Raw genomic sequence first — 19125 nt, forward strand, 5'->3', positions numbered from 1 at the left:
CCCCATAGGGGAGAGGGAACTTGAACACCCTCTCCCCTATGGGGAGAGGGCAGGGTGAGGGGGTTACTTAACCGTCCACCCCTTATAGGTCCCGACGTTCTTTTTATCGATCATCGTCACCGGGATCAGCACGGGCGCTTTCGGCGCAGGTTTGCCCTGTAGAATGTCATAGCCGATCTCCACCGCTTTTGCCGCCATCACCTGCGGATCCTGCGCCGGGGTCGCCACAAACAGAGAGTTTTCACGCTTCAGCGCCTCTTCACCGTCCGGCGAACCGTCCACACCGACGATAAAGAACTCGTTGCGCTGGGCCTGTTTCGCCGCCAGATCGGCACCGATCGCGGTCGGATCGTTAATCGCGAATACGCCGTCGATCTTCGGATTCGCCGCCAGCAGGGAGGTCATGACTTCCAGACCGCCTTCACGGCTGCCCTTGGCGTTTTGGTTATCTGAGAGTACCTTGATATCCGGATGTTTTTTGAATTCCGTCTGGCAGCCTTCCACGCGGTTTTGCACCGCAGAGACCGGTGGTCCGTTGATGATCACCACATTGCCTTTGCCTTTCAGGCGGTCGGTAATGTACTTACAGGCCATTTCCCCCGCCTGGGTGTTATCGGAGGTGATGGTTGCATCGGCCCCTTCCGCCGCCACGTCCACCGCGACGACCACGATCCCCGCCTCTTTAGCGCGCTTCACCGCCGGGCCGATCCCTTTGGAATCCGCAGCGTTGAGGATGATCATGTCCACCTTCGCAGCGATGAAGTTATCGATCTGCGAAACCTGCTGGCCCAGGTCGTAACCGCTGGAAACCAGCGTCACCTTGACGTTATCCCCCGCCAGCTTGCGCGCTTCCAGCTCGGCACCTTTGGTGATCTGCACGAAGAACGGGTTAGCCAGGTCGCCCACCGTCACGCCGATGGACTTCAGATCTTTTGCCTGCGCAAACGGCGTTGCGGCAAGCAGCGCGCCAGCACAGAGCGCGGTCACTAAGGGTTTCAAACGCATCTTGTCTTCCTCGCTTGTAGGGTATTGTTGTTATGCACTTTGATGGTGTCGGGTACGGTATTTGTCGATCAGCACCGCTATGATGATCACCGCCCCTTTGATCACCAGCTGCCAGAAGTAGGAGACGCCCATCAGCGTCATGCCGTTGTTGAGGGTGGCGATGATCAGCGCGCCCACCAGCGTGCCGGTGATCGTGCCGATCCCGCCGACGAAGCTGGTACCGCCGAGGATCACCGCCGCAATCGCATCCAGCTCGTACCCCGTGCCGAGGTTGCCGTTGGCGCTGTAGAGGCGCGAGGCGCTCATGACGCCGCCAAGCCCGGAGAGCAGGCCGCTCATGCCGTAGACAAACAGCAGAACCAGCCAGACCTTAATGCCCGTTAAGCGCGCCGCCTGCATGTTGCCGCCCACCGCGTAGATGTGAACGCCGAGCGTGGTACGGCGCAGGATGAACCAGCACACCGCAATCACCGCCAGGGCGATCACCACCAGCCACGGAATGGGGCCAAGGTAGTTATTGCCTATCCACTCAAAATTGATGTTCGAGTTAATCACCGTCGTGCCATCGGCCAGCAGGTACGCCGCGCCGCGCAGCGCCGTGTAGGTGCCAAGCGTGACGATAAACGGCGGCAGCCCGGCAAAGGCTACCAGCGCGCCGTTGAATAATCCCAGCACCATGCCGAGCATCAGCGCCGCCGGAATAGAGAGCATCGCAAATTCAGGGATTAGCGAGACCACCATCGCCGCTACCGCCGTGGTGCCGAGAATCGAACCTACGGAGAGGTCGATCCCGCCGGTCAGGATGATGAAGGTCATCCCGGCCGCCAGCACGATGTTGATGGAAGCCTGGCGGGTGATGTTGAGCAGGTTACTCTCGGTGAAGAAGTTCGGGGCAATAAAGCCAAATACCGCCACAATCAGGATCAGAATCGGTAAAATCCCGATCGTTTGCATCAGATCGCTCATCAGCATTTTTTTAGCGGAGGCGGATTTCGCCACCTGCTGCGGATGGGTAGGAGTTGTCATAATTACACCGCCTGATGATGTGTGTCGTTCACGCCGGTTGCCAGCGTCATGATGTTTTCCTGAGAGATATCGTGCCCGTGAAGCTCACCCGCGATGCTGCCTTCCCGCATCACGTAGACCCGGTCGCTCATGCCTACCACTTCCGGCAGCTCGCTGGAGATCATCAGAATCGCCACCCCCTTGCGCGCCATCTGGTTCATGATGCGGTAGATTTCGCTTTTTGCGCCGACGTCCACGCCGCGCGTCGGCTCGTCCAGAATCAGAATGCGCGGGCCAATCGCCACCCAGCGGGAGATAAGAAGCTTTTGCTGGTTGCCGCCCGAAAGCCCGCCCGCGCGTACCTGAGAATGAGGCACACGGATGTTGAGCAGGGCGATGGCGTCGTCGGAAATGGACTGGGCTTTTTTGCGGTTCAACATGCCAAAGGTGGCGTCGCGCTCCAGCGTCGCCATGGTGATGTTCTCCTGCGCCGCCAGCTCCAGAAACAGCCCCTGCTCCTTGCGGTTCTCGGTGAGAAAACCGATGCCGTTTTCGATGGCCGCGCGCGGGGAGTGGATCACCACCGGCTCGCCGTCGACCTCAATCATGCCGCCGGTGGCTTTGCGCACGCCAAAGATAAGCTGCGCCAGCTCGGAGCGTCCGGCCCCAACCAGCCCCGCCAGCCCGACGATTTCGCCGGAACGCACCTGCAGGCTGCACGGCTGTACTTTTTTACCGTCGGTGAGGTGGTGCACGTTAAGGCGAGGGCTGCCGAGGGGAATATCACGCTCTTTGTTGAACAGGTCGCTTAGCGGGCGGCCCACCATCATTTTCACCAGCTCGGAGGCGTTGAGCCTGTCGCGCGTGAGGCTCCCGACGTACTGCCCGTCGCGCAGAACGCTCACGCGGTCAGAGAGTTCATACACTTCCGCCATGCGGTGGCTGATATAGATAATCGCCATGCCCTCGTCGCGCAGGCGCAAAATCAGTTCGAACAGGCGGTGGGTTTCGCGGGAGGAGAGGGCGGCGGTAGGTTCGTCCATCACCAGAATGCGGCTGTTGCGGTGCAGCGCGCGGGCGATTTCCACCTGCTGCTGCTCGGCGATGGTCAGCTTCATCACCAGGTCTGTGGCGCTGAACTGCGCGCCGAGACGGTCAATCACCGCCTGCGCCTGGACGGCCATCTCCCTGCGCTGGACCAGCCCGCCGCGCGACAGCTCGCTGCCGAGGAAGATGTTTTCGGCCACGGTAAGATTGGGCGCGAGCTGCATCTCCTGGTAAATCAGGGTGATGCCTGCGGCCAGCGCATCTTTTGGCCCTTTAATGTGAAACGGCTGGCCGTCGATCAGGATCTCGCCGCTGGTGGCGGTATAGGCTCCCGCGAGGATCTTCATCAGCGTGCTTTTTCCCGCGCCGTTTTCCCCCATCAGCGCGTGGATCTCACCGGGGAAGACCGTCAAATCCACACCCTTGAGCGCGTGGAAATTGCCAAAGGTTTTGGCAATGTGGCGCATCTCTAAAACCGGGGTTCTGCTCATGGCGGACCTCCTGTGAATGTCGATATCTGCACTTCATCACAGGCGCGTAAATGCAAAATGTCAGAAGCCGTTCATATTTGTCATAGTTATGAATAGCGAATGTGGATCACAGTTACGGAGTCAACATGTCTTCACGCCCCCCGTTCTTCGCCAGCGCCCGAGGCCGCCTGCTGATTTTCAATCTGCTGGTGGTCGCCGTTACGCTGATGGTGAGCGGCATAGCGGTGCTCGGTTTCCGCCACGCCAGCCAGATCCAGGAACAGGTGCAGCAGCAAACGCTGGACGACATGACCGGTAGCATGAATCTCGCCCGCGACACGGCCAACGTCGCAACGGCGGCGGTACGGCTTTCGCAGGTGGTGGGGGCGCTGGAGTACAAAGGCGAAGCCGAGCGACTGAAGCAGATGCAAACGGCGCTGCGCCGCTCGCTGGAGCAGCTTGCCGATGCCCCGCTGGCGCAGCAGGAGCCGGCGCTGGTGGCGCGCATTATTCGCAGGAGCAATGAACTACAGCAAAGCGTAACGGGGATGCTGGAGCGCGGGCAAAAGCGGCACCTTGAACGTAACGCGCTGTTGAGCTCGCTCTATCAAAGCCAGAGCTATTTGCGTCATCTTCAGGACATCAACCGCCGTTATGACAGTAACGTACCGGATGCGCAGCAGCTGATGGAGATGGATCGGCTGATCGCTGCTGCCATCGACACCCCTTCGCCGCGCGCGACCGTTCAGCAACTGGACGCTGTGACCGCCACGCTGCCCCGGAGCGCCATACAGCCGGTCGTGAAGGACGTTCTGCCCGATTTTAACGCCGAGTTACGTCAGCTTGCCCCGCTGTCGAAGCAGCTGGAAGAGAGCGATCTGTCCATCAGCTGGTATATGTTCCACATCAAGGCGCTGGTGGCGATCCTTAATAGCGATATCAATCAGTACGTTGAGCAGGTGGCTCAGGCCTCCCGGCTTCGCACGGCCCAGAGCCATCACGAGCTGCAATCCATCAGCGTGTTTATCAGCATCTTCGCCGTGCTGGCGCTGATCATTACCGGGTGCGCCTGCTGGTATATCTACCGCAATCTGGCCTCCAACCTGACGGCCATCTCCCGGGCGATGTCGCGACTTGCCCACGGCGAGCAGGATGTTTCCGTTCCCGCGCTGCAGCGGCGCGACGAGCTGGGCGAGCTGGCGCGCGCGTTTAACGTTTTTGCCCGCAATACCGCCTCGCTTGAGCACACCACGCGGCTGCTGAAAGAGAAAACCACGCAGATGGAGATCGACCGCATCGAGCGTCAGGGGCTGGAAGAGGCGCTGCTGCACAGCCAGAAAATGAAGGCGGTCGGACAGCTGACCGGCGGGCTGGCGCATGATTTTAATAACCTGCTGGCGGTGATCATCGGCAGCCTTGAGCTTACCGACCCTGAATCAAACGACGCGCCGCGCATCTCCCGGGCGCTCAAGGCGGCCGAACGCGGCGCGCTGCTGACCCAGCGCCTGCTGGCATTTTCCCGCAAACAATCCCTGACGCCGCATGCGGTAGAAATGCTGCCCCTGCTGGAAAACCTCCGGGAGCTGATGCGCCACTCTTTGCCCGCCACGCTTACCCTGGAGATTGAAGCGCAAACCCCGGCATGGCCCGCGTGGATTGACGTCAGCCAGCTGGAAAATGCCATCATCAACCTGGTGATGAATGCCCGGGATGCGATGGAAGGGCAGAGCGGGGTGATAAAAATTCGTACCTGGAACCAGCGCGTGACCCGCAGCGACGGTCGCAGGCAGGATATGGTGGCGCTGGAGGTGATTGACCGCGGCAGCGGGATGTCGCAGGAGGTGAAATCCCGGGTTTTTGAACCGTTCTTCACCACCAAGCAGACCGGAAGCGGGAGCGGGCTGGGCCTGTCGATGGTCTACGGTTTTGTGCGCCAGTCCGGGGGCCGGGTTGAGATCGAAAGCGCGCCGGGGCAGGGAACGACCGTGCGGCTGCACCTCCCACGCTCGACGCTGCCCGCCGTTTCGGAGGATGAAGCGCTGGCTGCCGCAACGTCCGTGGATAACGAGCGGCTTGTACTGGTACTGGAAGATGAGGCGGACGTTCGTCAGACCCTGTGCGAACAGCTGCATCAGCTTGGTTACCTGACGCTCGAAGCGGACAACGGCGAGCAGGCCCTGAGCATGCTGGCGGCGTCGCCGGATATTGGCATGTTTATCAGCGATCTGATGTTGCCCGGAGGCCTGAGCGGGGCTGAGGTGATTAACCATGTGCGCAGCCATTATCCGCAGCTTCCGGTGCTGCTGATCAGCGGGCAGGATTTGCGCCCGGCGCACAACCCGCAGCTGCCGGACGTGCAGTTATTGCGTAAGCCATTTACGCGGGCGCAGCTGACGCAGGCGCTGCGGAAAGTCTGTTTATAAGCATTGATGTTTCGGAATTCATCAAGAGCGTGAGTAAACCGGGGGATGCTAACCTGCGCAAAATTTGGCAGATTGGGATATAAAGGGAACTATGCCGGTACTTACAAGAGGGGACTCACAAATGATTGTGATGCCTACAACTTACAGCCCAAAGACCGTAGCAAGGTCTTTCAAGCTCGTTGATGAATTCGAACTCTCCGGGCGAGTGTTACATGTCATTTTTGATAGCCAGACGCCAAGAGCTGCGATTATTGAAGCGGATGTCGAAACCTTCGATGGTGTACCTCGGCATCGGGTTGTAGCTGCCCTGGATTTACAACGTAAAACGCATTTGGGTGAAGGTATCATTGCTGTCGAGCGTTGTTGGGAAGATACCAATGTTATTCAGGTAGAAGGTATATGCGTTGATCCCGCCGAGCGTGACAAGGGACTGGCAACTCGTCTGTATGAAGCCTTGGTATTACAGTGTGGCGTGACGCTTATTAGCGACTTTGAACAATATGAGGGTGGGAAGATGCTCTGGCAGAAAATTGCCCGCGAGTCTGACCAAATCGCTGTATTTGTTCTCGATACCGAGCAGGGAGCATTTTGGCCGTATGATGGTAGCAAGGTTATCTATGACGGAGGGTGTATACCCGAAGATCGAATCTGGAGTCATTCGCCGGATCAAAAATGTTATGGCATTGTACTGGTTGCAGAAAATAAACAGCGTGCGAATCAGCTGATGGAAGGCCCTGGACACAACTGAATTTGAGATTCCTCCGCTACCCCGGAACAATGCCGTTGATTACCGTAAGGCCAGTTCCCCTGCGAGTCTGGCCTTATGAAACGTTACTCTACCGCTCTGTTATTTGGTCTGCTGTCACTCACCAGCCAACTGGCGCATGCCGATGTGATTGATGATGCCATTGGCAACATTCAGCAGGCGATCAACGATGCCTATAACCCCAGCAGCAGCCGTAATGACGATGACGACGATCGTTACGACCGTAGCCGTCAAATCGACAGCCGACAGTACGACGACCGTCGTCGGCAGCTTGAAGACCGACGCCGCCGCTTAGACGAGCATCAGCGCCAGCTGGATGACGACAGACGTCGGTTAGAAGAAGATGAGCGTCGGTTAGAGGATGATTACGATCGAGGATAAGCGCAGCCTGTTGCCCTCACCCCAACCCTCTCTCCCACGGGAGAGGGAGAAAACCTAATCCAGCACCAGCACCATTCCGTCATATCCCGCTTCAATGCCGTCCGGCAGCGGATTATCCATCATCCACACGTCAAACTGATGGCTGATGTGGGTCAGGATCACCTGCGGGCAGCCAATCACCTCGTTCAGCGCAACCACGGTGTTTAAGTCACAATGGTTGCGTGGGGTCTCGTCACGCGGTTCATGACTGCAGTCGATGATTATCGCCTGTGGCTGATTGTTGAGCAGAAACGTCACCGTTTTATCCGGCAGCCCGGCGGTATCAGAAAGCCACGCCACGCGGCTGTGGGCGGATTCCAGCAGATACCCGAAGGTCAGTTTTGAATGGTTGAGCGGCAGCGGCGTGACCCGCAGCCCCTGTAGCTCAAACATCACGAACGGTTCGACCGTGTGGCTGAAATCCAGAATTCCGGGATGTTTAAACAGGTCGTCGCACCCTGCGTCGTCCGGCGGGCCGTAGACCGGGATGGTTGCGCCCACGCCCCAGCGCAGGGGGAACAGCCCCTGGACGTGATCCATATGATAGTGCGTGAGCAAAAACTGCTGAAAGCTGCCCGCCGGCCAGTCGTCCATCAGGTGCGGAATACCCGCATCCAGCAGGGTGACCGCATCGTTGAATTTGACCACCGCGCTGCAGGGGCGACGGCGATAGTTGTCCTGCAGGCGCGCCCGTCTACACGCCGCGCAGTCGCAGCCAAAGACCGGCACGAGCTGTGCACTTCCGGTTCCCGTTAACGTGATGGTCAGACTCATAACGCACCTCTACAGCGGTTTGGTGAATCGAAAATGGCTCTGCGTATATCCTTCACGAACGTAAAAACGGTGCGCGTCAGTGCGCTTCACGCTGGTGGAGAGCTCGGTCAGCTCCGCGCCGGCCTGCCGTGCCACCTCTTCCGCCCAGGCCAGCAGCTGGCTGCCCACCTTTAGCCCGCGCGCCTGCGGCATCACCACCAGCTCCTGGATCTCGCCGATCCAGCGCGCGTGATGGAGGTGAAACTGCATGTGCAGGCCGATCATGCCGACGACATGTCCGTCCAGCTCGGCAAGCTGGTAGCGCATGTTGTGATCCTGAAGGTTGGCAAGAAATCCGGCGTGGAACGCCTGATGGTCGAACTCTGCCTGCTTCAGTTCGCAGATCAGGGCATAGACAATCTGCGCATCGTCGGCGGTGGCGGGGCGAAGCTGGCAGTCAGGCATGCTGTTTCTCCTTCTGGCGGATAAGCGATAAAAAGGTCTCGACTGACTGTAGCAAACTTCCGTCGTTATTGAGGATGTGACAGCCCGACGGGGTATAGCGCGCCGCACGTTCCAGCCGCTGGTCGATCTCACGCGCATTTTCCCGTCCCCGGCTTTGCAGCCGGCTGCGCAGGATATCCGGGGAAACCTGCAGGCAGACCGGCAGCAGCGCCGCTTCGTACCGGGCTTTTGCCTGCGGCAGATGCGCGCGCGAGCCGTTAACCAGCACGTCGAATCCCGCGTGCAGCCAGAGGTCAATCTCAATACCCACGCCGTAATAAAAGCCGTTGGCGTGCCAGCTCAGCGCCAGCAGATTTTGCCCGGCGCGGGTAAAAAACTCCTGCTCGCTCAGGGCGATATGGTTCTCGCTTCCGGCGTTGGCGGCGCGGGTAATGTAGCGGTGCGCCACCAGCAGCTGTGAATGTTCCCGCTGCCGGAGCGCCGAGAGCAGGCTGTCTTTCCCGGAGCCGGACGGCCCCATTAACCAGATGAGTCTTCCCATCAGAACACCCTTTTTCCCTGACGCCAGACGTGGTCGATATGAACGTGCTCGCCCCTGCGGTGGGCGAGCACCAGATCTGCCCGTTTGCCTTCGGCAATCTCACCGCGATCCTGAAGATTGAGCGCGGTGGCCGGGTTTTTGGTCACCAGGCGAATTGCCTGCGGCAGCGTAAAGCGGTTGCCCTCGTCGTCCGCCACCCGGAATGCCGCATCCAGCAGGCTGGCGGGGTAGTAGTCGGACGAGAGAATGTCCAGCAGGCCGAGGGAGGCGAGTTTGCTTGCCGCCACGTTGCCGGAGTGCGATCCGCCGCGCACGATGTTCGGTGCGCCCATCAGCACGTTCATGCCGTGCTGGCGCGACGCCTCAGCTGCTTCGAACGTGGTGGGAAATTCGGCTATTACGCTGCCAAGCTGGTGGGATTCGCGCACGTGCTCGCGCGTGGCGTCGTCATGGCTCGCCAGCGCGATATTCCGGTCCCGGCACATCGCGGCAATCTTAAGACGGTTGGGCTGCGACCACTGGGCCGCAAGCTGAAGCTGCTCTTCTTCGTAGCGCGCCATCTCCGCGTCGTTGAGCGAGTATTTGCCCTGATAGTATTCACGATACTTTTCAATGTTGGCGAACTGGCGCTGCCCCGGCGAGTGGTCCATCAGGGAGACCAGCGAGACCGGCTCGCGGCCCACCAGCTTTTCAAACAGCGGCAGCGTGGTGTGGTGCGGCAGTTCGCAGCGCAGGTGCAGACGGTGCTCGGCGCGGTTGAGGCCGCGCTTTTGCGTCTCCTCCACGGCGTTGATCATCTTCTCCAGATTCTCCAGGCGATCGCCGCCGTCGCGCACGTCTCCGATCGCCACCGCGTCCAGCACCGTGGTGATGCCGCTGGCGACCATCAGCGCGTCGTGGCTGCTCATCGCCGAATGGGCGGGCCAGTCCACCTTCGGGCGCGGGGTGAAGAATTTATCCAGATTATCGGTATGCAGCTCAATCAGCCCCGGCAGCAGCCAGCCGCCGTCGCCGTCCATCGCTTCAGGGGAACGGCTTTGGGTTTCGGCAAACGTGCGGATGACGCCTTCATGGATTTCAACCGAACCCTTAACGACCTCATTTTCCAGCACCAGCCTGACGTTATTGATAATCATGCGTTTGTCCCCATCGGGTGCAGTCTGTCTGCCACGCGGGTGCGTACGGCGTCGTCGTGGAAGATCCCGACGATCGCCGCGCCCCGCGCTTTGGCCTGTTCGATCAGCGCTATCACCGCTGCGCTGTTTTTAGCGTCGAGCGAGGCGGTGGGTTCATCCAGCAGTAAGATCGGATAATCGACGATAAACCCGCGCGCGATATTCACGCGCTGCTGCTCGCCGCCGGAAAAGGTCGACGGGGCGAGGTGCCACAGGCGCTCCGGTACGTTGAGGCGCGTCAGCAGGCTGGCGGCCCTGGCAGCGCAGGTTTCACGCGGCACGCCGAGATCCAGCAGGGGCTGCATCACCACGTCCAGGGCGGAGATCCGCGGGATCACCCGCAGGAACTGGCTGACCCAGCCGATCGTCGAGCGGCGCACTTCCAGCACCTTGCGCGCCGGGGCCTGCACCAGATCGACCCATTCATCATTGTGGCGAATGCGGATGTGCCCTTCGTCCGGTAAATAGTTGGCGTACAGGGAGCGCAGCAGGGTGGATTTACCGCTGCCGGAGTGGCCGTGCAGCACCACGCATTCACCCTGACTCACCTCTAACGAGGCGTTTTGCAACACCGGCAGGCGCACGCCGTTTTGCTGGTGGAGCACAAAGGTCTTACTTACGTTTTGTACGTGGATCATGTTGACCTCTTAATTCTGTAATACCGAGGACACCAGCAGCTGGGTGTACGGATGGTGCGGATCGTCAAGCACCCGGTCGGTCAGCCCACTTTCCACCACCTGGCCCTGCTTCATCACCAGCAGACGGTCCGCCAGCAGGCGCGCAACGCCTAAATCGTGGGTGACAATCACCACCGCAAGGTTCAGATCCACCACCAGACCGCGCAGCAGGTCGAGCAGGCGCGCCTGTACGGAGACGTCCAGCCCGCCGGTGGGTTCATCCATAAACACCAGCTTCGGATGGGTGACCAGGTTGCGGGCAATCTGCAGACGCTGCTGCATCCCACCGGAGAAGGTCGTCGGCAGGTCGTCGATGCGCGAGGCGGGGATTTCCACCTCCTCCAGCCAGTGCTGCGCCGTGGCGCGGATGTTGCCGTAGTGGCGCGCGCCGGTGGCCATCAGGCGCTCGCCGATGTTGCCCCCGGCAGAGACCTGACGGCGCAGGCCGTCCATCGGATGCTGGTGCACCACGCCCCACTCGGTGCGCAGCAGGCGGCGGCGCTCGGCCTCGCTTATGCCGTAGAGGGAGCGTCCCTGATACAGGATCTCGCCGTGTTGCGGCGCCAGGCGCGCGGAGATGGACTTCAGCAGGGTCGTTTTGCCGGAGCCGGACTCGCCGACGATCCCCAGCACTTCGCCCGGCCACAGCTCAAACGACACGTCGCTGAAGCCTTTGCCCGGCGCATATAGATGGGTGAGGTTATTAACCGAAAGCAGCGGTTTCATTGGCCGTTCGCCTCGCTCTGTTGGCGGCAGTAATCGGTGTCGGAGCAGACAAACATTCGTTTGCCCGTGTCGTCCAGCACCACTTCGTCGAGATAGCTGTGTCTGGAGCCGCAGATGGCGCACGGCTCGTCCCACTCCTGCACCGTAAACGGGTGATCGTCGAAATCGAGACTTTCCACGCGGGTGTAAGGCGGGACGGCGTAGATGCGTTTTTCACGTCCGGCACCAAAGAGCTGCAGGGCGGGCATCATGTCCATCTTCGGGTTGTCGAATTTCGGGATCGGTGACGGGTCCATCACGTAGCGCCCGTTGACCTTCACCGGATAGGCGTAGGTGGTGGCGATATGGCCGAAGCGGGCGATATCCTCATACAGTTTGACCTGCATTACCCCGTACTCTTCCAGCGCGTGCATGGTGCGGGTCTCGGTTTCGCGCGGCTCGATAAAGCGCAGCGGTTCCGGGATCGGCACCTGGAAAATCAGAATCTGATCTTCCGTCAGCGGAGTTTCCGGGATGCGGTGACGGGTCTGGATCAGCGTCGCGTCTTCGGTTTTTTCGGTGGTGTTGACGCCCGTTACGCGCTTAAAGAAGTTGCGGATCGACACCGCGTTGGTGGTGTCGTCCGCGCCCTGGTCGATGACCTTGAGCACGTCCGCTTCACCGATCACGCTGGCGGTCAGCTGGATGCCGCCCGTGCCCCAGCCGTAGGGCATCGGCATTTCGCGGCCGCCGAACGGCACCTGATAGCCCGGAATAGCCACCGCTTTTAAGATGGCGCGGCGGATCATGCGTTTGGTTTGCTCGTCCAGATAGGCAAAGTTGTAGCCGCTTAAGTTAGCCATTGGCGCGCTCCCGTTGCAGACGTTTCAGCAGTTCCAGTTCGGCCTGGAAATCGACGTAGTGCGGCAGCTTGAGGTGCGAGACAAAGCCAGCGGCCTCGACGTTATCCGCGTGGGCCAGCACGAACTCTTCGTCCTGCGCCGGGCCGGCGATGTGCTCGCCGTACTCCGGTGCCTGCAGGGCGCGGTCAACCAGCGCCATCGCCATCGCCTTGCGCTCGCCGAGGCCAAACACCAGCCCGTAGCCGCGGGTAAAGTGCGGATCTTCATTCTCTGGCGCGACGAAACCGTTCACCATTTCACACTCGGTCATTAGCAGTTCGCCAACGTTCACTGCAAAACCCAGCTCTTCCGGTACGATTTCAACGTCGATATAGCCGCTGCGGATCTCCGCCGCAAACGGGTGGTTGCGCCCGTAGCCGCGCTGGGTGGAGTAGGCCAGCGCCAGCAGATAGCCTTCGTCGCCTCGCATCAGCTGCTGCAGGCGGGACGAGCGCGAGCACGGGTAAACCGGTGGCGTGCGGGTAATGTCATCCGGCGCGGCTCCCGTGTCCTCTTCCGCCTTCGCCAGCCCCTGATTTGCCAGCAGGCTAAAGACGTGCGGAGACGGTTCCTGTTCGGCGTCTGAAGTGCTAAGCGTTGGGGCTTCGCCGTTCGCCAGCAGGGTGAAGTCCAGCAGGCGATGGGTGTAATCGTAGGTAGGGCCAAGCAGCTGGCCGCCGGGGATATCTTTATAAACGGCAGAAATGCGGCGCTCCAGGCGCATCTCCGCCGTGTCTACCGGCTCGCTCACCGCCAGTTTGGCAAGGGTAGTGCGGTAGGCGCGCAGCAGGAAGATGGCTTCCACGTTATCGCCGCTGGCCTGCTTAAGGGCCAGCGCCGCCAGCTCGCGGTCGGCGATGCCGCCCTCGGTCATCACCCGGTCAACCGCGAGGTTTAGCTGCTGTTCAATCTGGGCGACGCTCAGCTCGGGAAGCCGTTCATCGCCCCGTCGTCTGTGTTCCTGCAAGGCATGGGCGGCGGCGATGGCCTTTTCGCCCCCTTTGACGGCTACGTACATCAGCACACCTCCACGTGGGTGGTTCGCGGGATCGCCAGCAGGCGTTCGCCGCAGGTCAGGATCAGGTCAATGCCCAGCGGGAACGGGTGCGGGCGCTCGGTCAGCTCGTGAATGATGCACTCCGGCAGCTGCGGCGCGACCATGCGCTCGTCGGCGATGCCTGCGCCCGTCAGGCGCAGCATGCGGCCGCCGCTCAGGCTGGAGACCTGCAGGATCAGCGTGGCGCTGGTCTCCGGGGCGACGGCGCTGCCTTCGCTCAGGGCGTTGAGCTGTTCATGGCTGATTTGCTCATCGGCCACGGCAAAAACCGCCTGCTGGGGCTGATCGACCAGCGGGGCGCTGGTGTGAAAACGCAGGTTCTGGCTGGCGATATCGTTCGACAGGGCACCTGACAGCCATACCGGGGTATCGTTGTCCGCCAGCGTCAGCAGCACGCTGGTGGAGGCGAGGTTCAGCGGCAGCCAGCCCTGGGAGAGCTGGTGCAGGGAGACAATCACGCCCGGCTCGCTCATGGCCTTCAGCAGGCGACGAAAACTTTGTTGGGCATCCTGGACGGCCAGGGTAAAAGCAGGTTGAAGCGTCATGCGTTATCTCCGCGAACGAGCGTAAAGAAGTCGACCCGGCTGGTGTTCACTTCGGCCTGACGGGCGGCAACCCGTGCGGCGCGGTCGGCTTCCAGCGGGGCAATAAGGGTTTCCATTAACGTCTGGAAATGCGGGGGTTCCTGCAAAAGGGCGTCGATTACCGCGCAGCGCTCGGCGTGCGCCTTATCGCGACCCAGCACATAGCTGTAGCCCAGCGTGCCGCTGTTCAGGCGGATCGTCGCGCGGGTGAGGGTGGCGTCACCTGCAAAAAAGCGCTGGCCGGTGCCGCCCATCCGCGCCTGGATTTGTACCAGGCCGATTTCCGGCGCGCGGATCGTGTCGTAGTCAGGCGCCAGGCCCAGCGCGTTCATGCGCTCGCGCAGGGCGGCAGGCTGGCAATGGGCCAGCACGCGCATCCAGCGCTGTCGGGTGGAGGTATCGACGTGCATTCAGTGCTCCATGGTGAATTCAATCATGTCGGCGCGGGTCAGGCTGACGGAGTATTCCGTCGCGTTGATCTCGCCGTCACGGTGGTTGAGGGTGCGTACGCAGAGCAGCGGGGCCATGTTGGGAATTTCGAGCACCTTGCTCTCTTTTGCCTGCGCGCGGCGGGCGCTTATGCGCGTCTGGGTGCGCTTGAGGGCGATGCCCGTGGCATCCTGAAGAAAGTCGTGCAGGGAACCGCTGGTAAAGTTTTGCAGTACGGGCCAGAGGGCCAGGTCCGCGAAGTAGTGGTCAATCTGGCACACCGCCACGCCGTTGACCCGGCGCAGCGTGCGCAGGTGAATGACGTTATCACCTTCCTGAATCCCCAGCGCGTCCGCCACGTGGCTGGAGGCCGGGCGCAATACCGAGAGCAGCTTTTCGCTGGTCGGGTGGCTGCCCTGATCCAGCAGGTTCTGGCTAAAGCGCGCCTGGGCGTTAAGCGGGTAGTCGAACGGGCGCATCAGCACCAGCACGCCCACGCCCTGGCGGCGCTGCACCCAGCCGCGCTCGACCAGTTGGTCAATGGCGCGGCGCAGGGTATGGCGATTGACCTCGTAGCGGTCGGCAAGCTGCTGCTCGGCGGGCAGGTAGTCCCCGCAGCGGTAGTGCGTGCGCAGCTCCACTTCGAGCTTTGCCGCAATCTCCTGCCAGCGGGTGGGGTAACTGGTCGGATGTCTGGATAAGTGCATACAAATCAAAGCCTCGCTTCTCAGATGAAGTGCTTACGCAAACGTTGAGAGAGGAAATCCAGCAGGCTGACGGTGACGATGATGAGCACCATCAGGGCGCAGGTTTGCTGGAACTGGAAACCGCGAATCGCTTCCCACAGGGTGACGCCAACCCCGCCTGCGCCCACCATACCCACGACGGTGGCGGAGCGGACGTTGGACTCAAAGCGGTACAGAGAGTAAGAGATCAGCAGCGGCATCACCTGCGGCAGGACGCCGTAAAGGATCTCTTCGATTTTGTTGGCGCCGGTTGCGCGGATGCCTTCCACCGGGCCGGGCTCGATGGCTTCGACCGCTTCGGACAGTAGTTTGGAAAGTACGCCGGTGGTGTGGATGAACAGCGCCATGACGCCCGCGAACGGACCCAGGCCAACGGCCACCACGAACAGCATCGCAAAGACCATTTCATTGATGGCGCGGCAGGCGTCCATCAGGCGGCGCATCGGCTGGTAGACCCACCACGGCACGATGTTTTCAGCGCTCATCAGGCCAAACGGAATGGAGAGAATGACGGCAAGGGCAGTACCCCAGACGGCGATTTGCAGAGTGACCGCCATTTCGCTGAGGTAGTCCTGCCACTGGCTGAAGTCCGGCGGGAAGAAGTCGGCGGCGAAGGTGGCCATGTTGCCGGAATCTTTGAAGAGCAGCAGCGGATCCATTTCTGCGCCCTTCCAGGAGATAACCAGCACCGCCAGCAGAATGGCCCAGCTGATGAGCGAGAACCAGCTGCGCTTTGGCGGCGGGAGGGTGATGGTTTGCATGTTGACTCCTTAATCTGTTCTCCCTCTCCCTGTGGGAGAGGGCCGGGGTGAGGGCATCAGCGTGCGCATTTCCCCCTCACCCTACCCCTCTCCCTCAAGGGAGAGGGGACTTGCGTTACTGCACCGCTTTATTCACGCTGGTCATCGCGCCGAGCGCGGCGGTCAGGCGGTCGAGGTCTTCCAGCTGAGCCTGGATTTCAGACACTTTGCTGGTCTTCTCCTCGTCCTTGAGCCCTTTGTTGTCCTTCACGGCCTGCATCTGCTTAAACAGAGCCAGCTGGCGAATCGGGACCAGCTGCAGATCGCTCGACGCGCGGAACGGCGCCCAGCCCAGACGTTCCAGAACCGCTTTCTCTTCCGGCGTTTTGCCGTAGTTCATAAAGAAGTCGTAGACCTTGTCCTTGGTGCTTTCGGAGAGATTTTTGCGCCAGACGATCGGGTCGCCAGGGATCAGCGGCGATTTCCAGATGACCTTCAGCTCTTTCAGCTTGTCCGGCGCGGAGGTCTTCAGCTTGTCGAGGTTTTCTGTGTTGTTGGTGGCAACGTCCACCTGCTTGTTCGCCACGGCCAGCGCGTTGGTTTCGTGCCCGGCGTTCACCGTGCGTTTGAAGTCGCTGGTGGAGATGTTGTTTTTCGCGAAGACGTAGTAGCCAGGAACGAGGAAGCCGGAGGTGGAGTTCGGATCGCCGTTACCAAAAGTCAGCTCTTTGCGTTTGGCGATCATGTCGTTGAGGGTGTTGATCGGGCTGTCTTTGTTAACGATCAGCACGCTCCAGTAGCCAGGGGAGCCATCTGCCGCAACGGTCTGGGCAAAGACCTGGCCGTTGGCGCGGTCCACCGCTTCCATCGCCGAGAGGTTACCGTACCAGGCAATGTCCACTTTGTTGAAGCGCATTCCCTGGATGATGCCCGCGTAGTCCGGGGCGAAGAAGGCGTTTACTTTGATCCCCAGCCTGGTTTCCATATCTTTCAGGAACGGTTCCCACTGAGGCTTCAGGTTCTGCTGTGATTCCGTCGAAATAATGCCGAAATTCAGCGCTTTTTCCTGCTCTTCCGCATACGCCGGGCTTAACAGGGTGCTGATGCTGAACATGCTGGTAAAGGCCAGCGCGGCAACGGCTTTATAGTTCATTTCCATTCCTCGTTATGGGGACGTTATGCAGCCTGCGCGCGCTCTTCGACGCGGTTTACGCTGCGGTAGAGATGATCAAAACGTTCGTTATCAAACTGATGGCTCGCGCCATCAAAGAAGACATGCCCCTGCCGCAGGGCGACAATGCGCTCGCAGTAGCGCAGGGCGTAATCCACCTGATGCAGCGTGACCACCACGGTAATGCCGTCGTTCTGGTTGATGTCGCGCAGGGTTTCCATCACGATGCGCGCCGATTCCGGGTCCAGCGAGGCGATAGGCTCGTCGGCCAGAATGATTCGCGCTTTCTGCATCAGCGCGCGGGCGATGGCGACGCGCTGCTGTTGTCCACCGGAGAGGGTGGAGACGCGCTGGTGGGCGAAGTGCGCCATGCCGACGCGGGTCAGCGCCTGTAAGGCTTCCTGCTTCTGGGATGGGGAGAACCAGCGCAGGCAGGTGCGCCAGAACGGGGTGCTGCCGAGGGCGCCAATCAGCACGTTCTCCAGCACCGTAAGACGGTTCACCAGGTTGAACTGCTGGAAGATGTAGCCCGTCCGGGCGCGGCTTTTTCGAATATCGCTCGCCAGACGCCCTGCGCGCTGCACGGTGTTGCCCAGCAGCTCGACGTGGCTTTCCGGCGTTTTATCGCAGGTAATGAGGCCGCTTAAGTGGCGTAAAAGGGTGGATTTTCCCGAACCAGACGGCCCGAGAAGCGCCACCATGTCGCCCTGCTGGACGGTCAGATCAACGGCATGCAGCGCCTTGTTGTGATTGAAGGTTTTGCTCAGTTTCTCGACGCGGATAACAGTTTGCATGTGCTGGGCCTCACGATAAATGTGGCCTCATGCTGGCGCATCAATATGACATTTGGGTTAAGTGCAGGTTGCGGGAGTTTGAAGAGTTGAGGCGAGTTTGATGACAGGCGGAGGCAGACCGCCCACCGCCCGAAAATTAGTGCTGTTGCTTAACGACGTTAATCATCCACGGCACGCCGTATTTGTCGGTGACCTTACCGAAGCCGTGCGCCCAGAAGGTTTCCTGCCAGGCCATTTCGATATTGCCGCCATCGGCGAGGTTGTCGAACCAGCGCTTGCCTTCCGACACATCCTGCGTGTCGAGCACCAGCGTGAAGCCCGCGTACTGTGCGCTGCTGCCCGGCGGCAGCCCGTCGCTCATCATGATATCGCTGCCCGCAATGCGGACATTGGAGTGGGCGATAGCCGAATCCGGAAACTGCATGCCGGACGGACAGCCTTCTTCGCTGTTATCGCTTTTTGGCATTTCGCCGAAGGTTATTTTATAGAGGAGTTCTGCGCCGACGGCCTGCTGATAGAAGGCGGTAGCCTCTGCACAGTTGCCGGCGAAAGAGATGTAGGGACTTAACGGCATAATCTTTACCTCACGTAAGAAAAGCCCGTTAAGTGTAGTTCCCGAAAGCCCGGTAAGCGAAGCGCCACCGGGCGGGTAAATCAGTTCTTTTTCACGAACTCAGATTTCAGTTTCATTGGACCGAAGCCGTCAATTTTGCAGTCGATATTATGATCGCCTTCAACCAGACGGATATTCTTCACTTTAGTACCAATCTTCAGCATTGAAGAGCTGCCTTTCACCTTCAGATCTTTCACCACGGTGACGCTGTCGCCATCCGCCAGCAGATTGCCGTTCGCATCTTTGACGACCAGCGCATCAGCATCCTGCGCTGGCTCGGCATCATTCCATTCGTGTGCGCATTCCGGGCAGATGAACATGCCATTATCTTCATAGGTGTATTCAGAATTGCATTTTGGACAGTGTGGGAGTTGCATATCGGTATCCTCAAAAGTGTTAACGCGCTGGAAAGTGCCAGCTTAATGACGGCAGAGTGCCGAAAAAGGCGGCAAGTATAGCGCAAATCCACACGTTTGTCGGTGATATTGTGAATTTAAAAAACGCAGAAAATGTATTGTGAGTGACACTTACTGTCAGTCAGCTAAGCGATGCTAACGTCATTAACACGGTGGAAAGAGAAGTCGCTAAATATATCGAATATTTTATTACGGCAAATTGCTACGCACCTTCATTTCAG

Annotated in this window: 22 protein-coding genes; 3 read left to right on the forward strand and 19 right to left on the reverse strand. The window is 60.0% G+C overall.

All coding sequences use genetic code 11. The features are described from left to right. Nucleotides 1–63: 63 nt before the first annotated feature. Genes URZ40_RS21425 through URZ40_RS21435 form a run of 3 tightly spaced genes read right to left on the reverse strand, consistent with a single transcriptional unit; the run spans nucleotide 64 to nucleotide 3548 of the window. On the reverse strand, nucleotides 64–1005 hold the full coding sequence (locus URZ40_RS21425) for an ABC transporter substrate-binding protein (RefSeq protein ID WP_045261060.1): 942 nt from the start codon (nucleotides 1003–1005) through the stop codon (nucleotides 64–66). A 30-nt stretch (nucleotides 1006–1035) separates the two neighbouring features. Then, on the reverse strand, nucleotides 1036–2031 hold the full coding sequence (locus tag URZ40_RS21430) for an ABC transporter permease subunit (protein ID WP_316380616.1): 996 nt from the start codon (nucleotides 2029–2031) through the stop codon (nucleotides 1036–1038). Nucleotides 2032–2033: 2 nt separating this feature from the next. After that, the gene (locus URZ40_RS21435; protein ID WP_320721111.1) at nucleotides 2034–3548 is read right to left on the reverse strand and encodes a sugar ABC transporter ATP-binding protein; all 1515 of its coding nucleotides are present in this window, start codon (nucleotides 3546–3548) and stop codon (nucleotides 2034–2036) included. 125 nt (nucleotides 3549–3673) lie between these two features. Here URZ40_RS21435 and URZ40_RS21440 point away from each other — a divergent pair, with 125 nt between their 5' ends. The 3 genes from URZ40_RS21440 to yjdP all read left to right on the forward strand — a co-directional run bounded on the left by URZ40_RS21440 (nucleotide 3674) and on the right by yjdP (nucleotide 7097). Then, nucleotides 3674–5950, forward strand: a complete 2277-nt coding sequence (locus URZ40_RS21440) for an ATP-binding protein (RefSeq protein WP_320721112.1) — start codon at nucleotides 3674–3676, stop codon at nucleotides 5948–5950. A 121-nt stretch (nucleotides 5951–6071) separates the two neighbouring features. Next, nucleotides 6072–6698 (forward strand): GNAT family N-acetyltransferase, encoded by a 627-nt coding sequence (locus URZ40_RS21445; protein ID WP_163331065.1) that lies wholly within the window; start codon nucleotides 6072–6074, stop codon nucleotides 6696–6698. Nucleotides 6699–6773: 75 nt separating this feature from the next. Continuing rightward, nucleotides 6774–7097: a DDRRRQL repeat protein YjdP gene (gene yjdP, locus URZ40_RS21450; protein WP_320721113.1), complete on the forward strand. Its 324-nt coding sequence runs from the start codon at nucleotides 6774–6776 to the stop codon at nucleotides 7095–7097. Nucleotides 7098–7151: 54 nt separating this feature from the next. Here the strand turns inward: yjdP and phnP are convergent, their stop codons facing one another. From phnP to URZ40_RS21530, 16 genes are all read right to left on the reverse strand, one after another. Continuing rightward, a complete protein-coding gene (gene phnP, locus URZ40_RS21455) occupies nucleotides 7152–7910 on the reverse strand; it encodes a phosphonate metabolism protein PhnP (protein ID WP_116343868.1) in 759 nt (252 codons plus the stop codon). Between the two features lie 9 nt (nucleotides 7911–7919). Beyond that, nucleotides 7920–8354 carry an aminoalkylphosphonate N-acetyltransferase gene (gene phnO / locus URZ40_RS21460; RefSeq protein ID WP_163331067.1) on the reverse strand — a complete coding sequence of 145 codons (435 nt, stop codon included), beginning with the start codon at nucleotides 8352–8354 and terminating at the stop codon, nucleotides 7920–7922. Further along, nucleotides 8347–8898, reverse strand: a complete 552-nt coding sequence (phnN, locus tag URZ40_RS21465) for a ribose 1,5-bisphosphokinase (RefSeq protein ID WP_192984339.1) — start codon at nucleotides 8896–8898, stop codon at nucleotides 8347–8349. Before phnN ends, phnO begins: the two co-directional genes overlap by 8 nt. After that, nucleotides 8895–10031, reverse strand: coding sequence for an alpha-D-ribose 1-methylphosphonate 5-triphosphate diphosphatase (gene phnM, locus URZ40_RS21470; RefSeq protein ID WP_320721114.1), 1137 nt, complete (start codon nucleotides 10029–10031; stop codon nucleotides 8895–8897). The genes phnN and phnM overlap by 4 nt, the downstream gene beginning before the upstream one ends. After that, on the reverse strand, nucleotides 10028–10708 hold the full coding sequence (gene phnL / locus URZ40_RS21475; RefSeq protein WP_320721115.1) for a phosphonate C-P lyase system protein PhnL: 681 nt from the start codon (nucleotides 10706–10708) through the stop codon (nucleotides 10028–10030). The genes phnM and phnL overlap by 4 nt, the downstream gene beginning before the upstream one ends. 9 nt (nucleotides 10709–10717) lie before the next feature. Further along, nucleotides 10718–11473: a phosphonate C-P lyase system protein PhnK gene (phnK, locus tag URZ40_RS21480; protein WP_320721116.1), complete on the reverse strand. Its 756-nt coding sequence runs from the start codon at nucleotides 11471–11473 to the stop codon at nucleotides 10718–10720. Next, the gene (phnJ, locus tag URZ40_RS21485; RefSeq protein WP_166709817.1) at nucleotides 11470–12315 is read right to left on the reverse strand and encodes an alpha-D-ribose 1-methylphosphonate 5-phosphate C-P-lyase PhnJ; all 846 of its coding nucleotides are present in this window, start codon (nucleotides 12313–12315) and stop codon (nucleotides 11470–11472) included. The genes phnK and phnJ overlap by 4 nt, the downstream gene beginning before the upstream one ends. Then, nucleotides 12308–13372, reverse strand: a complete 1065-nt coding sequence (locus tag URZ40_RS21490) for a carbon-phosphorus lyase complex subunit PhnI (RefSeq protein WP_166709819.1) — start codon at nucleotides 13370–13372, stop codon at nucleotides 12308–12310. The genes phnJ and URZ40_RS21490 overlap by 8 nt, the downstream gene beginning before the upstream one ends. Then, a complete protein-coding gene (gene phnH, locus URZ40_RS21495; protein WP_116343875.1) occupies nucleotides 13372–13956 on the reverse strand; it encodes a phosphonate C-P lyase system protein PhnH in 585 nt (194 codons plus the stop codon). The genes URZ40_RS21490 and phnH overlap by 1 nt, the downstream gene beginning before the upstream one ends. Next, the gene (gene phnG / locus URZ40_RS21500; RefSeq protein ID WP_316380610.1) at nucleotides 13953–14405 is read right to left on the reverse strand and encodes a phosphonate C-P lyase system protein PhnG; all 453 of its coding nucleotides are present in this window, start codon (nucleotides 14403–14405) and stop codon (nucleotides 13953–13955) included. Before phnG ends, phnH begins: the two co-directional genes overlap by 4 nt. Continuing rightward, nucleotides 14406–15131: a phosphonate metabolism transcriptional regulator PhnF gene (phnF, locus tag URZ40_RS21505; RefSeq protein ID WP_163331072.1), complete on the reverse strand. Its 726-nt coding sequence runs from the start codon at nucleotides 15129–15131 to the stop codon at nucleotides 14406–14408. A gap of 20 nt (nucleotides 15132–15151) precedes the next feature. After that, nucleotides 15152–15931: a phosphonate ABC transporter, permease protein PhnE gene (gene phnE, locus URZ40_RS21510; RefSeq protein WP_116343878.1), complete on the reverse strand. Its 780-nt coding sequence runs from the start codon at nucleotides 15929–15931 to the stop codon at nucleotides 15152–15154. Between the two features lie 115 nt (nucleotides 15932–16046). Beyond that, nucleotides 16047–17063: a phosphonate ABC transporter substrate-binding protein gene (phnD, locus tag URZ40_RS21515; RefSeq protein WP_163331073.1), complete on the reverse strand. Its 1017-nt coding sequence runs from the start codon at nucleotides 17061–17063 to the stop codon at nucleotides 16047–16049. 23 nt (nucleotides 17064–17086) lie between these two features. Continuing rightward, nucleotides 17087–17875 (reverse strand): phosphonate ABC transporter ATP-binding protein, encoded by a 789-nt coding sequence (gene phnC, locus URZ40_RS21520; protein WP_320721117.1) that lies wholly within the window; start codon nucleotides 17873–17875, stop codon nucleotides 17087–17089. Between the two features lie 136 nt (nucleotides 17876–18011). Continuing rightward, a complete protein-coding gene (gene yjdN / locus URZ40_RS21525; protein ID WP_116343881.1) occupies nucleotides 18012–18449 on the reverse strand; it encodes a VOC family metalloprotein YjdN in 438 nt (145 codons plus the stop codon). Between the two features lie 80 nt (nucleotides 18450–18529). Continuing rightward, nucleotides 18530–18865, reverse strand: a complete 336-nt coding sequence (locus URZ40_RS21530; protein ID WP_028015217.1) for a zinc ribbon domain-containing protein YjdM — start codon at nucleotides 18863–18865, stop codon at nucleotides 18530–18532. Between the last annotated feature and the right edge of the window lie 260 nt (nucleotides 18866–19125).

Source organism: Enterobacter sp. 296B2, from assembly GCF_034106185.1.
GTDB classification, from domain to species: domain Bacteria; phylum Pseudomonadota; class Gammaproteobacteria; order Enterobacterales; family Enterobacteriaceae; genus Enterobacter; species Enterobacter cloacae_N.